General features: G+C 66.1%; 11 protein-coding genes. 7 read left to right on the forward strand and 4 right to left on the reverse strand.

The annotated features are described in order from the left end of the window. Positions 1 to 41: 41 nt before the first annotated feature. Entirely contained in the window at positions 42 to 2090 is a 2049-nt protein-coding gene (gene ligA / locus B9A95_RS21740) for an NAD-dependent DNA ligase LigA (RefSeq protein ID WP_084050894.1), read from the reverse strand. A gap of 237 nt (positions 2091 to 2327) precedes the next feature. Here ligA and B9A95_RS21745 point away from each other — a divergent pair, with 237 nt between their 5' ends. From B9A95_RS21745 to B9A95_RS21770, 6 genes are all read left to right on the forward strand, one after another. Further along, complete coding sequence (locus B9A95_RS21745; RefSeq protein ID WP_084049185.1) at positions 2328 to 3437, forward strand: BMP family lipoprotein; 1110 nt, start codon at positions 2328 to 2330, stop codon at positions 3435 to 3437. A gap of 143 nt (positions 3438 to 3580) precedes the next feature. Then, on the forward strand, positions 3581 to 4363 hold the full coding sequence (locus tag B9A95_RS21750; protein ID WP_084049186.1) for an MIP/aquaporin family protein: 783 nt from the start codon (positions 3581 to 3583) through the stop codon (positions 4361 to 4363). A 173-nt stretch (positions 4364 to 4536) separates the two neighbouring features. Continuing rightward, positions 4537 to 7563, forward strand: coding sequence for an excinuclease ABC subunit UvrA (gene uvrA / locus B9A95_RS21755; protein ID WP_084049187.1), 3027 nt, complete (start codon positions 4537 to 4539; stop codon positions 7561 to 7563). 5 nt (positions 7564 to 7568) lie between these two features. Beyond that, positions 7569 to 8285 (forward strand): hypothetical protein, encoded by a 717-nt coding sequence (locus tag B9A95_RS21760; protein ID WP_245808546.1) that lies wholly within the window; start codon positions 7569 to 7571, stop codon positions 8283 to 8285. Between the two features lie 183 nt (positions 8286 to 8468). After that, positions 8469 to 9179, forward strand: coding sequence for a DsbA family protein (locus B9A95_RS21765; RefSeq protein WP_084049188.1), 711 nt, complete (start codon positions 8469 to 8471; stop codon positions 9177 to 9179). A 10-nt stretch (positions 9180 to 9189) separates the two neighbouring features. Next, a complete protein-coding gene (locus B9A95_RS21770; RefSeq protein WP_084049189.1) occupies positions 9190 to 9633 on the forward strand; it encodes a disulfide bond formation protein B in 444 nt (147 codons plus the stop codon). A 517-nt stretch (positions 9634 to 10150) separates the two neighbouring features. Here the strand turns inward: B9A95_RS21770 and B9A95_RS21775 are convergent. After that, positions 10151 to 10909, reverse strand: coding sequence for an SDR family NAD(P)-dependent oxidoreductase (locus B9A95_RS21775; RefSeq protein WP_084049190.1), 759 nt, complete (start codon positions 10907 to 10909; stop codon positions 10151 to 10153). 143 nt (positions 10910 to 11052) lie between these two features. Here B9A95_RS21775 and B9A95_RS21780 point away from each other — a divergent pair, with 143 nt between their 5' ends. After that, a complete protein-coding gene (locus tag B9A95_RS21780; protein ID WP_084049191.1) occupies positions 11053 to 11730 on the forward strand; it encodes an HAD family hydrolase in 678 nt (225 codons plus the stop codon). Positions 11731 to 11760: 30 nt separating this feature from the next. Here B9A95_RS21780 and B9A95_RS34040 read toward each other — a convergent pair whose 3' ends face one another. Together B9A95_RS34040 and B9A95_RS21785 are read right to left on the reverse strand one after the other, a co-directional pair. Then, positions 11761 to 11937, reverse strand: coding sequence for a hypothetical protein (locus tag B9A95_RS34040; protein ID WP_170928740.1), 177 nt, complete (start codon positions 11935 to 11937; stop codon positions 11761 to 11763). Continuing rightward, positions 11934 to 12731, reverse strand: coding sequence for an inositol monophosphatase family protein (locus tag B9A95_RS21785; RefSeq protein ID WP_084049192.1), 798 nt, complete (start codon positions 12729 to 12731; stop codon positions 11934 to 11936). The genes B9A95_RS34040 and B9A95_RS21785 overlap by 4 nt, the downstream gene beginning before the upstream one ends. Positions 12732 to 12749: the final 18 nt, after the last annotated feature.

Genomic DNA, 12749 nt, shown 5'->3' on the forward strand with positions numbered 1-12749 from the left:
CGGGCGGGGAGGTAGGGGGCCAGACCGGGAAAACTCCCGCCCTACGCCCCGCCGCCCACGCCCCGCTCGGCCAGCAGCGCCGAGAGCCCCACCTCGTCCACCACTGGAATCTTCAGCTCCTGGGCGCGCTCCAGCTTGCTGCCCGCTTCCTCTCCAGCCACGAGGTAGCTCGTCTTTTTCGTCACGCTGCCCGTCACGCGCGCTCCAGCGGCCTCAAGTTCAGCCTTGATCGTCTCACGGGGACGCGAGAGGGCCCCGGTCAGCACGAAATTCAGCCCCGCGAGGGCGTCTCCTCGGGGAGCCGCCTCCTCCACCGGGTTGAGACCCGCCTCACGCAGGCGGCGCAGGAGGTCACGCATGGCGGGGTCGGCGAGGGCCGCCGTGACCCCCCTTGCGATCGTGCCGCCCATGCCGGGCACGGCCCCGATCTGTTCGGGCGTAGCGGCGAGCAGGGCGTCCAGCGTACCAAAGGCTGCAGCCAGGGCCTGCGCGCCGCGTTCGCCCACATGGTTCATGCCGAGCGCGTTGATCAGCCGCCACAGGGGCCGGGTCTTGCTCGCCTCCAGTTGCGCCAGCACGTTCGCCGCCTTCTTGTCACCGCTGCGCTCCAGGTCTGCGAGTTGTCCCGCGTCCAGCCCATAGAGGTCCGCCGCGTCGCGCACGCGCCCGGTGGCGATCAGTTGCTCGATCAGCTTTTCGCCGATGCCACGCGCGTCCATCGCCCCACGTGAGACGAAGTAGCGGAGCCGCTCGAACTGCTGGGCGGGGCAGGCGGGGTTGGGGCAATAGGTGTTTGCGTCGCCCTCCGCGCGCACCGCCTCGTGCCCGCATTCGGGGCAGTGGGTGGGAAAATCAAAGGGTACCGCGTCCGCCGGACGCTTGTCGAGCACCACCCGCATGATCTGGGGAATCACGCCGCCCGACTTGCGGACCACCACGGTGTCCCCCACCCGCAGGTCCATACCGCGGATGTGGTCCTCGTTGTGCAGCGTCGCCTTGCTCACCGTGCTGCCCTCGATCAGTCGGGGCGAGAGGTGCGCGAGCGGTGCAAGCTTGCCGGTGCGGCCCACGTTCACCGTGACGCTTTCCAACACCGTCTCGACTTCCTCCACCGGGAACTTGTCGGCGGTGGCCCAGCGGGGCGCGCGGCTGGTGAATCCGGCCTCGGCCTGGAGGGCGAGCAGGTCCAGCTTGAGAACCGTACCGTCCGCGTCAAACTCAAACGCTGAGCGCTGCTCCGTCATGCGCCGGTGGTACTCCTGAGCCGCCGCCAGCCCGGTCAGCTTCTCCGAGTACCGGCTGGTGGGAAAGCCGTGCTCGGCGAGCCAGGCGAGGACGTCGCCCTGCGTCTTGACAGGGACTCCATCGCGCTTCCCCAACGCGTAAAAGATCACCTTCAGGTTGCGGGTGCGCGTGACCTCCGGGTCTTTCTGACGCAGCGCCCCGGCAGCCCCGTTGCGCGGATTTTTGAGCAGCGGTGTGCCCAGTTCCTCGGCACGGGCGTTAAAGGCGGCGAAATCCGCCCGACTGAGGTAGACCTCGCCGCGCACCTCCAGTTCACCCTTCAGGCCCGGCAACTCGCGGGGAAGGCCAGGAATGGTGAAGACCTGCTCCGTGACCATCTCGCCCACCTGCCCATTGCCCCGGGTCGCGGCCCACTGGAGCCGGCCGTCCACGTAGTACAGGTTCACGCTCAGGCCGTCAATCTTCAGTTCGCCGGTGTAGGTAAAGCCGTCGTAGGCCGGACCGAGGTTGAGGGACCGGCTCAACTTTTCCTGCCAATCGGCGAGTTCCTCGTCGGAAAAAACATTGTCGAGGCTGGTCATGGGCGTGGGGTGCTGCACCTGCACGAAGGCGGAACTTGGAGCTCCGCCCACCCCCTGTACGGGGCTCTGCTCACCCACCCATTCGGGATGGGCCGCCTCGATCTCCCGCAACCGGCGGGCCAGGCGGTCATATTCGTCGTCGGGGATCTCAGGCGCGTCCTGCTCGTAGTAGGCACGGTTGTGCCGCTCGACCTCCGCGCGTAGGGCCTGATGGTCGGCCTGGTGGACTTTGCCGGTGGGGGCATCGGGAGCAGACGGACTCACGCAGGCAGCGTACCACCCGGTGGTATTCAGGTGAGACCGGAATTGAAAATTGAAAGTACGCCCAGGAAGGATCAAGCCAGGATCAACAGGCCCCACATGCGTGCTCTGGAGCCCCCCCCACCTTCCCCCGAAGGTAAGATTGATCTGAGTCTAGACACCTGGCATTTTCCGTATACTCTGTTGCTGGGTTTTCCCCCCCAACTCAAGAACACAACCCCATCTCCACCGGAGGAACACATGAAGAAATTCCTAACGATTGCCCTTGCCACCGCTGTGGCGACCGCCTCCCTGGCCTCGGCCCAGGGCGCTGTTCGCGTGGGCATGGTGTTTGACGCAGGCGGCAAATTCGACCGAAGCTTCAACCAGAGCGCCTATGAGGGCTCGCAGCGCGCCAAGCAGAAGCTGGCGGTTCAGACCAAGGACTTTGAACCGAGCGATCCCAGCCAGGTGATTCAGGGCATCCGTTCCTTTGCGGGCGAGGGCTTTGACCTGACGGTGGGCATCGGCTTTGCCAACGAAGCCAGCATCTCCCAGGTTGCCAAGGAAAATCCGGACCTGTACTTCGGCTTGGTGGACTCCGAGAGCAAGGCCAAGAACGTGGCGAGCCTGGTGTTCAAGGAGCAGGAGGGCAGCTACCTGGTGGGCTACCTGGCGGGCCTGAATTCGTCGACGGGCGTGGTGGGCTTTGTGGGCGGCATGGACATTCCGCTGATCCACAAGTTCGAGGCCGGCTACACGGCGGGCGTGAAGGCCGCCAACCCCAAGGCGCGCGTCATCGCCCAGTATGTGGGCACCACCCCTGACGCCTGGAACAACCCCGGCAAGGCCAAGGAAATCGCGGGCAGCATGCGCGCCAAGGGTGCGGACATCATCTTCGCGGCGGCGGGCGCCTCCGGCAGCGGCGTGATCGATTACATCAAGCAGACCCAGTGCCTCAAGGCGGCGAACCTGCCCAACGGCGTCAAGTTCACGACCAACAACTTTGCCAAGGTGGCCAAGAGCGCTTCCTACGCCAAAGCCTGTGCGGGCGACAGCCGTCCCATGTTCTTCATCGGCGTGGACAGCAACCAGAACTACCTGGGCGACTTCGACAAGAACCCCGCGACCCTTAACCACGCGCTGACCTCCATGCTCAAGCGCGTGGACAACGCGGTGTACGCCCTAATCGTTGACGTGAAGAACAACACCTTCAAGGGCGGCACGCGCGAGTTTGGCCTGAAGGAAGGTGGCGTGGGCTACGCCGTCGATCAGTACAACAAGGCGCTGATCCCCGCTTCTCAGGTGCTGAAGGTCGAGGCCGCCAAGGCCCAGATCGTCGCCGGCAAGGTCAAGGTGCCCACCAAGTAATTTCTCCGTTCCCGAGGAGGCGGCCCCTACGGCCGCCTCCTTTTCGTTTTTCCTGCGCTGCCTGCCAGACGGTTTTCAGCCGTTGGCCGAGCTTTGAGGAACCGGTGGCCTGGGGAAGCCGCGAAGTATCATGCCTGTGTCACATGAATGGCCTGGAAGACCCCAAGGGACGTCCCCCAGTGGGGAAGGCTCCCCCAAGGACGCCGAAGTCAAGCGCGGACCAAGACGCGCCCTGGCCTGCCCGGCGCGTCCGACAGGCGCTGATTGCCGAAGTTTTCGGAACGTTTCTGCTGACCTCCGTGAGCGCCGCGGCCTTGCTGCTCGCCCATCAGGGCCTGCTGCCCGAGGTCACCGCCTTCACGCTCGCCCCCGCCTTGGTGGTCATTGCCATGATCTACACGCTGGGCGACGTATCGGGAGCCCACATCAATCCGGTGGTCACGCTCGCGTTTGCGCTGCGGGGGGCCTTTCCCTGGCGGCTGGTGGGGCCGTACTGGGCGGCGCAGTTCGCCGGGTCCGTCACGGCGGCGCTGCTGAGCGTGACGTTCGGGCACCTGCCCCCCGCCACTGAGCGGGTGTCACCCGTGGGCGCGGGGCTGCTGGACGCTGGCTGCACCGCCGTGCTGCTCGCCGTCGTTCTCGCCACGGCCCACCGCAACGCCAAGCTCAGCTCTACGGCGGGCCTCGCCGTGGGGCTGACGGTGGCCCTGGGCCATTTCGTCTCAAACCCCGTCTCGGGGGTGGCGATGAACCCCGCCAAAGTCTTCGGCCCCGCGCTGGTGTCCGGAAAGCTGACGGAGGCGTGGCCGCACCTGCTGGGTCCGGTGATCGGGGTTGTGGCGGGATTGCTGCTGACCCGGGCGATGCGCGGGCCACTGAACGAGAGCGAGGCTGACGCAGCGCAGGGCACGGGCGGTGAGGATTGACGCCCGTGCCGGCGGCCGGTCCGCGCCTCTCCTGTTCCCGGCTGCACCCACCTGCGCCGGGGTGTTAGAATGGCCTGTTTCAGAGCGAAGGGACAAGGCGTCCTTACGCAAGCAGCAGAACCCTTCTCGCGGCGCTTTGCTCTCCCCACGCCGCTTTTCAAGGAGTATCCAAGTTGCAAAACCAGAACCTCGTGGTGCGCGGCGCAAAGGAACACAACCTCAAGAACGTGACGGTGGAATTGCCGCGCGACAAGTTCGTGGTAATCACGGGCGTGTCGGGCAGTGGCAAGAGCACGCTGGCCTTCGACACCATCTATGCCGAGGGCCAGCGCCGCTATGTCGAGTCGCTGAGCGCCTACGCCCGGCAGTTCCTGGGGCTGATGGAAAAACCGGACGTGGAGGCCATCGAGGGTCTGTCGCCTGCCATCTCCATCGACCAGAAGACCACCAGCCACAACCCGCGTTCTACCGTGGGCACCGTTACCGAGATTCACGACTACCTGCGTCTGCTGTACGCCCGCGTGGGCACGCCGTACTGCCCGGTCTGCGGACGGAAGATCGAGAAGCAGTCGCCCAGCGAGATCACAGACCGCCTGCTCGGGCAGTTCACCGATGCCCGAGCGATCCTGCTCGCCCCCGTGGTGCGCGGGCGCAAGGGCGAGTACCGCAAGCTGCTGGGCGACCTGCGCCGTGAGGGCTTCGCGCGCGTTCGGGTGGACGGCACCCTGTACGAACTGGAAGAGGCCGAGAAGCTCAAGCTCGAAAAGTTCGAAAAGCACGACGTGGACGTGGTGGTCGACCGCCTCACCCTGCGCGAATCGGACCGCAGCCGCATCGCGGAGAGCGTAGAGCTCGGTCTGCGCCGGGGCGAGGGCCTGCTGCGGGTGCTGATGCCGGATACGGGCGCGGAGGAGCTGTACTCGGAGAAATTTGCCTGCCCTGAACACGGCTCTGTGCTAGAGGAGCTCGAACCGCGGTCCTTTTCCTTCAATTCTCCCTACGGCGCGTGCGGCGACTGCGCAGGGCTGGGCCACAAGCAGGAGTTCGCACCGGAACTGGTGATCGACGAGAACCTGTCCATCTCCGGCGGCGCGATTCTGCCCTGGAGCAAGAAGGGCACGGGCGGCGGCGTGTACTACTGGGACAAGCTTAAGGCGCTGTCCGAGTCGATGGGCTTTGACCTCAAGGCTCCCTGGCGGGACCTGCCGGAAGAGGCAAAGAGGGCCATCCTGCACGGACCGGGCGAGCCTTTTGAGGTGGTGTACCGCCGGGGTGGCAAGGAAACCATGCGCTTCATGACCGAGTTCGAGGGCGTGCTCGTCAACCTGGAGCGGCGCTACGCGGACACCGAGTCGGAGTTCATGCGCGAGAAGCTCGAAGAGCTGATGGAGCTGCGTCCCTGCCCCACCTGCGGCGGCACCCGCTACAAACCCGAGATTCTGGCGGTGCGCGTGGGTGGCCTCAACATCTCGCAGGCGAGCGGCATGAGCGTGCTGGAATCGGACGCCTTCTTCCGCTTCCTGCAGGAAGGCTCGCTGGACCACGAGCGCATCGCGCCCCATTTGGAGGGTCACCTCGGCGGCACGGCCAAGGCCCACCCTCCTCGCCGCTACGAATACGTCCTGAACGAATTCGGCGCGGCGGTGGCCCTGCCCATCCTCAAGGCGATTCGCACCCGCCTCAAGTTCCTGGTGGACGTGGGCCTGGACTACCTCAGCCTGGACCGCACGGCGAACACTTTATCGGGCGGTGAGGCGCAGCGCATCCGGCTCGCCACGCAGGTGGGCTCAGGCCTGACGGGCGTGATGTACGTGCTGGACGAGCCCTCTATCGGCCTGCACCCCAAGGACAACGGCCGCCTGATCGGTACCCTCAAGAACTTGCGCGACCTGGGCAACACCCTGATTGTCGTGGAGCACGACGAGGACACCATGATGGAGGCCGACTACCTCGTGGACATGGGGCCCGGCGCGGGTGTCCACGGCGGCGAGATCGTGGCGGTGGGCACGCCGGAGGAGGTCAAGGCGAGCAAGCACAGCCTGACTGGCAAGTACCTGCGCGGCGAGCTGAAGATCGAAGTGCCCCAGGTGCGCCGGCGCGGAAATGGGCGCAAGCTGCGGGTGATCGGGGCGAAGGAACACAACCTGCGGGACGTGAGCATCGAGATTCCGCTGGCGACCATGACGGTCGTGACGGGGCCGAGCGGCTCGGGCAAGTCCACCCTGATCCACGACATCCTGCACGCCACCCTCGCGCGGGAACTCAACGGCGCGAAGACGCACCCGGGCAGGTACGACCGCATCGAGGGCATGGAGCACCTCGACAAGGTGATCGAGATCGACCAGAGCCCCATCGGGCGCACGCCGCGCAGCAACCCGGCGACGTACACGGGCGTGTTTACCGAGATTCGCGACCTGTTTACCCGCACCCCCGAGGCGCGTAGGCGCGGCTACCAGGCCGGGCGCTTTTCCTTCAACGTGAAGGGCGGGCGCTGCGAACACTGCAAGGGCGACGGCGTAATGAAGATCGAGATGAACTTCTTGCCCGACATCTACGTGCCCTGCGAGGTCTGCAAGGGGGCCCGGTACAACCGCGAGACGCTGGAGGTCAAGTACAACGGCAAGACCATCTCCGAGGTTCTGGACCTGACGGTGGAAGACGCCTTCGAGTTTTTCCAGAACATCCCTGCCATCGAGAAGAAGATGTCTCTGCTGTGCGACGTGGGCCTGGGCTACATGAAAATTGGGCAGCCGTCGACCACCCTCTCGGGCGGTGAGGCGCAGCGCATCAAGCTGGCGTCGGAGCTGTCGAAGCGCGCGACGGGCAAGACGATCTATATCCTCGACGAGCCCACCACAGGCCTGCACTTCGAGGACGTGCGCAAGCTGATGGAGGTGCTCAACCGGCTGGCCGAGGGCGGCAACACGCTGGTGGTCATCGAACATAATCTCGATGTGATCAAGTGTGCGGACCACATCATCGACCTGGGACCGGAAGGCGGGGTGCGGGGCGGCACAGTCGTGGCGACGGGCACACCGGAGCAACTGGCCGCGCACCAGGGGAGTCACACGGGTGAGTATTTGCGCCGGGTACCGGGCATCGTCGCGGTAGGGACGCCCACAACGATAGGCGCTGAACCCGCACTCGTGGAGGCCGCCCCTGCCAGGAAGGCGCGCGCGAAGAAAGCGGTGGGCGCGTGAGCGTGATGGGGACCACCACGACCACGCGGGTGCGGCGGACCCGGCGCCGGGAAGAGGGGCAGCTTTCCCCGGCCATGACGGCCCTGCGGCTGCTGGGCGGTTGGGTCACCCTTGGGGTGCTGGCGTACCTGCTGTGGACCCCGGCACACTGGGCGGTGCTGCTGCTGATCTGGGTGGGCCTGACCATCCTGGCCGACGAGTTTGGCGGGTGGTTCGGGTACATCGGCGCGCTGCTGGGGGGCCTGCCCTTCTTCTCGCCGCCTGGCGCACCAGACCAGTGGACCGTGGCGCTTCCGCTGGTGGGCGGAGCCCTGCTGGCGCTGCTGCTCGTCAAGCACTCGGGCGGCCTATTCGTGCTGCCCTTCGCGGGGGCGGTGTACGCCCTGCCGCTGCTCGCCATCGCCCGCTTCGGCACCAAGCTCGACCCAGAACTTACCCTGCCGGCCAAATCCACCTTCCAGCGCGCGGCCCTGCTGGCGATGGTGGCGGGGTTGGCCTTCAGCTTCGTGCGCCAGCTGGTCGGCGTTCTCCTGCGCTACAGCGCCCGCAAACGCGTGACGCAGACGACCACCGTTACAAACACCGTGTTTCTGGACGAGGAGAACGAGGTGGAGGGGCCGGCGGTGGACACCTCCGTCACACCGGGAGTGGCGCCCTCGCCCCAGGTCTCCCTGACAAAGGCACCCTCCGCTCCACCCCGTAAACTGGGCCGCCGACGCTAGAGCGTTTGTCAAAAAGAAGACTTCTTGTTGACCGAGCCCGGAGAGCGAACTTGAATGCCCACGGGGAGAATGGCGCCGTGAGGGGTGCCCTTCAACGCCTAGCGGAATTCAGACAAAGGCTCCAACCGCCCCCTCTTATTCGCCGCCCGCACCTTCCCGGAAGCGGGCGGTACACTCTGTGGCGTGACCAGACTACAGGGAAGCAACCAGAACCGCAGCGTGCTGGTGATCGGGACCCTCATCGCCGCCGTGCTGATTGCCCTCGCCCTCTTCGCGGTGCGGCAAAAGGGGAACGGGGCGGACGCGAATGCCGGCAAGACCATCAACTTCGATCTGACCGGCAAACCCGTCCTGGGCACCAAGGGCGCACCGGTGACCGTGGTGGTGTTCGAGGACTTCAAGTGCCCCAACTGCAAGCGCTTCGAGGAAGAGTTCCTGCCAACCCTGAAGTCGAAGTACATCGACACGGGCAAGGCGAAGTTCGTCTCGCTGAACTACCCCTTCTTGGCGGAAAAAGCGCAGCTTCCGGTGGACGACAGCAAGCTTGCCGCTCAGGCCGCCGAGTGTGCCTACCGGCAGGGCGGCAACGACGTGTACGAACGCATGAAGCAGGTCCTGTTCCGGGCCCAGGGGTCCGAAGAGCAGGTCTGGGCCGACAAGACCCGGCTCAAGGACCTGGCTGGCAACGTCGAGGGCCTGGACACCGCCAAGTTCGCCACCTGCCTGGATGGAGACGCCACCGCGGCGGCTGTGGACGCCGATGAGCAGCAGGGCAACAAGGCGGCTGTTCCCGGCACTCCCGCCATCTACGTGAACGGCAAGCTGCTGCCCACCTACGATGCGGACACGGTGGGTCAGGCCATCGACGCTGCCAGCACCTCGGCCCAGCAGTGAGGCTCCTCCCTTGACCCGCGACAACCGCCTCTATCTGGCCTGGGTGGTGGCCCTCGCTGCCACCATCGGCAGCCTGTATTTCAGTGAGGTACGTCTGTTCAAGCCCTGCATCCTGTGCTGGTATCAGCGCACCATGATGTACCCGCTCGCTGTGGTTCTGGGCGTGGCGGCGCTACGCAGTGACCTGAACGTGCGGCGCTACGCGCTGCCCCTCGCGGCTATCGGCTGGCTGGTGGCCCTGTACCAGAACCTGGAGACCTGGGGCGTGGTCCCGACCCTGCGCGCCTGCAGCACCGATCCTGCCAGTTCCTGCGGCATTCCCTGGCCGATCTGGGGCAGCGGCGTGGACGGCCTCGCTCGACTGAACACGGTCATCACCATTCCGGTGCTGAGCATGACCGCATTTACGCTGATCCTCGCGCTGCTGAGCTGGCGGCGGGAGAGAAGCCTTTAGCTGGACTTCGGGGCAGATTCACATGTCACGCAAAAGCCGTCCTGGATGTGACCGAGCTTTGTCGGTCTGATCTCTCAGGGGCAAATGGTGCTGGGTTGAACCCCTGGATCTGGGCTTCACGATTGGCGCCGTCCCCCATTCCTCCGCCAGACCGAAGGGCCGCTGCTCCTTCCCTTCTCTGGGTCACCGCACACCGTGGTTTCGACATCGTATGGGTCCATAGAGCATTTGTCTGAATTGCGCTGGGCATGCGAGGAAGGGCACCCCTCACAGATCCATTCTCCCCCATGCGCATTCAAGCTCGTTCTGTTCGATCAAAAGGAAGCCATCTTTTTGACAAATGCTCTAAATCCTGCGCCAGACAGCAAATGCACACTCTCCTGTATTTCCCCGAAGTACGGTTCGCGCATGGGGGAGCAGAAACTTCCGGCCGTCGGCTGTCAAGAAAAGAAGGGGGACGCAGACCACGCCGCAGGGCTCTCCTTCCCTCTTTTGCGCTGCTGGCTGGCCGCTCTCCCTACACTGGTCGCCCCGCCATCATGAAGCTCGCGGTCATGCCGCCGTCCACCGGTATGATGGTGCCCGTGAGAAAGCTGGCCTCGGCGCTGCCCAGGAAATAGACGGTCTGGGCGACCTCGCGCGGCTCGCCCAGGCGGCGCAGCGCATGAAGGTCCTCGTAGTCGCGGCGGGTGGCCTCAGGGTCCGGGCTCCCACCGATGGCCTCCAGCACCCCCTCGGTGGCGATGGCTCCGGGCGCAACAGCGTTGACGCGGATGCCCCGCGGCGCGAGGTCCAGGGCCATGGAACGGGTCAGATTGACCAGCCCGCCCTTGCTGGCGTTGTAGGCGGCGTTGCCCTGCTCGGCAAAGAGGCCCTGCACCGAGGCGACGTTCACCACGGCGCTGCCGTGGGGCATCAGGTCCACCAGCGCCCGGGTGAGCAGCATCGGGGCCGTGAGGTTGACGGTCAGGGTGCGGCTCCAGCCCCGCTCGCTGACCTCCAGCACGCTGCCGTGGGCTCCCTGGTAGGCGGCATTGTGGATCAGTACGCTTACGCGCCCGAGTTCGCGGGCCGCCCGCAAGATGCGCTCGCGCCCCGCTGCCGTGCCGATATCTGCCTTCACACGCGGCTGTCCGGCCAGAGGTGGTGGAGAGTTGAGGTCCACGCTGAGCACAGTGTGCCCGCGCTCCACGTACAGCTCGGCGATGGCCCGCCCGATGCCCCGCGCCGCCCCCGTCACCACCACGGGGACCGCCAGGGGCGGGGTGGACGTCATCGCCGCCGAAGCGCTTTGCTGGCCTCTGTTCCTGCGCGTCATGGGTGCAGTGTGAGGCCTGGAACACGCTGCGGGGCGACAGCTAAAGGCGCGTTCAAGGCCAGCAGCGCGGAGGAAACGGGCGTAGCCGCTAGCGTGACGGGATGAGCCTGAAAGACCTTCTGAGTCCCTCCCACCTGCGCGGTGTGCTGCTGGATGTGGACGGCACGCTGATTGACTCCAACGGTGCCCACGCCCGCGCCTGGGTACAGGCCCTGCGCGATGAGGGCTTCGCGCGGACGTTTGAAGACGTCCGTCCCCTGATCGGCATGGGTGGCGACAAGCTCGTCCCCGAACTGACGGGCGAAGACCCCGAGGGTGAACGCGCAAAGCGCATGAAAGACGCCTGGCTAAAGCACTTCCAGCCCATGATTCCCAAGCTGCAGCCCACCCGGGGCGCGCGGGAGATGATCGAGGGACTGCTCGCCCGTGACCTGCGCGTGGCCATCGCCACGAGCGGCGAGGCCGAAATCGTTGAGGGACTGCTCGCGCGGGTAGGCGTGGCGCACTTGAAGCTGGACCGCGTGAGCAGCAGTGAGGTGGACCACTCCAAGCCGGACCCGGACCTCATTCAGGTGGGACTGAACAAACTGGGCGTGTCGGCCGAACAGGCGCTGATGGTGGGCGACACGCCCTTTGATGCGGAAGCGGCCCGCAAGGCAGGCGTTCCGAGTGTGCTCCTCCGCTGTGGGGGCGACGCGCGCGTGGAGCAGCATGCGTACGTGCTGGATGACCCGCGGGCGTTGCTGGAAGCGCTGCCTGACGGGAGTCAAACCGTCTGACCGCTGAGCGGTCAGACGGGCATTGACCGGTCAACCATTCTCGCGCAGCTCGCGCAGAATCCAAAAGCCCAGCAGGTCCAGCAGGATCATGAGGGCCAGCGAGCCCAGGCCCGGCCCCCAATGGCCCTGACCGAACTGGAACGTGACCGAGACCAGTCCGCCCAGGTTGAGCAGGACCAGCAGCAGCACGAGCAGGTTCGCCATCATGGGCAGGGTTCCTCCCGCCTGAGCAGCGCGAGCAGTTCGGGGTGCAGGGGGCCATTCGTGGCGACGATCATCTCGCCGTAGACGTCCGGCCTGCCCGCCGCGTCCGTGACCTGTCCGCCCGCCTCCTCCACGATCAGGCTCCCCGCCGCGCTGTCCCATGGCTTCAGTCCCAGTTCCCAGAACGCGTCCATGCGCCCGCAGGCCACGTTGCACAGGTCCAGCGCGGCGGCCCCGGGACGGCGGATGGGCACGCCGAGGCGCAGCAGCCGCTCCACGAGGGCAAAGTTGCGCTCGCCACCCGTTCCGTAAGGAAAGCCAGTGGCGACGAGGGCGGGCGTGGTCAGCGTGGGCGTGGCGCTGACCCCGATAGCTTCACCATTCAAAAAAGCCCCGCCGCCCCGCGTGGCTGTGAAGAGCTCCCCCCGGCTGGGATCGAACACCGCGCCGACGACACGCTCACCGTCCAGTTCCAGCCCGACCGAGGCGCAGAAGACGGGGTAGCCGTGGGCGTAATTCACGGTGCCGTCGAGGGGATCCACAATCCAGCAGGCCGCTCCCACACCTGCTCCCCCACCCAGCCCCTCCTCCTCGCCCAGCACGCTGTGGTCCGGATAGGTGGCGGCGATGACCCCCCGTATGGCAGCCTCGGCGAGGGCGTCCACCTCGGTCACGAGGTCGTTGAAGCTGCTCTTGCTGCGGATATTCAGCGCCCGGCCCAGATGCGCGAGGTGAATGGTCCCGGCAGCCTGCGCGGCGTGCACCGCGACCCTTAGCGCCTCCTGAAGATCGGTCATGCGCCGAGTCTAGCCCCG

Origin of the sequence: Deinococcus hopiensis KR-140, from assembly GCF_900176165.1 — a bacterium.
Taxonomy (GTDB): Bacteria; Deinococcota; Deinococci; order Deinococcales; family Deinococcaceae; genus Deinococcus; species Deinococcus hopiensis.

Excerpts from the sequence above, each read along its gene's own strand:
- B9A95_RS21745 (WP_084049185.1), top strand. The coding sequence starts at position 2,328 with ATGAAGAAATTCCTAACGATTGCCCTTGCCACCGCTGTGGCGACCGCC.
- B9A95_RS21750 (WP_084049186.1), top strand. The coding sequence starts at position 3,581 with ATGAATGGCCTGGAAGACCCCAAGGGACGTCCCCCAGTGGGGAAGGCT.
- B9A95_RS21760 (WP_245808546.1), top strand. The coding sequence starts at position 7,569 with ATGGGGACCACCACGACCACGCGGGTGCGGCGGACCCGGCGCCGGGAA.
- B9A95_RS21775 (WP_084049190.1), bottom strand. The coding sequence starts at position 10,909 with ATGACGTCCACCCCGCCCCTGGCGGTCCCCGTGGTGGTGACGGGGGCG.
- B9A95_RS21780 (WP_084049191.1), top strand. The coding sequence starts at position 11,053 with ATGAGCCTGAAAGACCTTCTGAGTCCCTCCCACCTGCGCGGTGTGCTG.
- B9A95_RS34040 (WP_170928740.1), bottom strand. The coding sequence starts at position 11,937 with ATGATGGCGAACCTGCTCGTGCTGCTGCTGGTCCTGCTCAACCTGGGC.
- B9A95_RS21785 (WP_084049192.1), bottom strand. The coding sequence starts at position 12,731 with ATGACCGATCTTCAGGAGGCGCTAAGGGTCGCGGTGCACGCCGCGCAG.